Origin of the sequence: Candidatus Phytoplasma phoenicium (genome assembly GCF_001189415.1) — a bacterium.
Lineage (GTDB): Bacteria > Bacillota_I > Bacilli_A > Acholeplasmatales > Acholeplasmataceae > Phytoplasma > Phytoplasma phoenicium.
In genome coordinates, this window is sequence record NZ_JPSQ01000054.1 from 1 (window position 1) to 1533 (window position 1533).

Sequence of the window (1533 nt, forward strand, 5' to 3'; positions counted from 1 at the left end):
TTTTTCAAAAAAATAAAATTAGGAATATGATAAAAAAAACAGATCAAAGGAATCAAGAACAAATTCTTAAATCGCAATTAATTAGCAATCAAATTATATCTGAAACAAAAAACAAAATATATCTTTTAAAACAAGAAGTAGAAAATGATTTAAATCAAAGAAGAAAAATCATTGTTAATTTAGAAGAAAAAATCATCCATCAAGAAGAATTATTAATATATCGTACCAAATATTTAAATGAGAAAGAAGAATTTTTAGATGTTAAAGAACAAAAAATTAACAAACAAAAACGAACTGTGGAACAACTCCAACACAAAATTCAAGAAATATTAGAAAAAAAACAAGCCCAATTAGAAGAAATATCATGTTTAACTCAACAACAAGCTAAAGAAATTGTGATGAGTGAAATGAAAAAAAATATTTCACGAGAAATAATTAATTATGCAAAAATAAAAGAAGAAGAATTTAAATTTAAAGTAAAAAAAAAAGCGAAAGTTTTACTTATTAATACTATGCAAACATTATCACGTGAAGTTATTTCCAACTACAACATTAGTGTTGTTTGCCTTGAAAATGATGATTTAAAAGGGAAAATAATAGGTAAAGAAGGACGAAATATCAAAACTTTTGAAATGACAACAGGCGTTGATTTAATCATTGATGACGCGCCTAATACTGTTCTTTTAAGTTCTTTTGATCCTATTCGAAGGGAAATCGCTAAGAGAACTTTAGAATATTTAATTCTTGATGGACGTATTACTCCTGCTAGTATTGAAAAAAATTTTCAACGTATTGTTGGCGATATAGATAATTTTATTCAAGAAATAGGTGAAGATGTTATATTCGAAACTAAAGTGGGTCCAATGGATGAATACTTGGTTAAACTTTTGGGAAAACTACATTTTCGTGCTAGTTATGGGCAAAATGCTTTGAATCATTCTATAGAGGTAGCGTTTTTAGCTGGTAAATTAGCTTCGGAATTAGGAGAAAATGAAATTTTAACACGTAGAGCAGGTTTATTACATGATATTGGTAAATCTTTAGATTATAGTGTTGAAGGCAGTCATGTTAAAATTGGTGTAGAATTAGCTATTAAATATCAAGAACCTAAAGAAGTCATTGATGCGATAGCTTCACATCACGAAGAACAAGAACCTCAAACTTTAATTGCTATTTTAGTTGCTATTGCAGATCAAATCAGTTCTTCGCGTCCTGGAGCACGCAAAGAATCTATTGAAAATTATATTCAAAGAATTACTCAATTAGAAAAAATAGCGAATGAAATTGACGGAGTAGACAAATCTTATGCTATTCGTTCAGGTCGTGAAATAAGAGTTATTGTTAAATCTGAAGAAGTTGATGATGCTAAAACTTTTACGATAGCACAAGAAATTAAAAATAAAATTCAAAAAAATATTAATTATAATGGTATTATAAAAATCACTGTCCTTCGAGAAACTAGAACTATTGAAATTGTAGATGTCAATAATAACAAATTATAAAAATAATATCTATATATTTTTTATAATTATG

Annotated in this window: 1 protein-coding gene; it reads left to right on the forward strand. The window is 26.9% G+C overall.

Features of this window, described 5'->3' with window-relative positions:
* Window positions 1-1502, forward strand: a 1502-nt coding sequence (gene rny, locus AlmWB_RS01295; protein WP_050337315.1) for a ribonuclease Y, incomplete at its 5' end; no start/stop codon positions are given.
* Window positions 1503-1533: the final 31 nt, after the last annotated feature.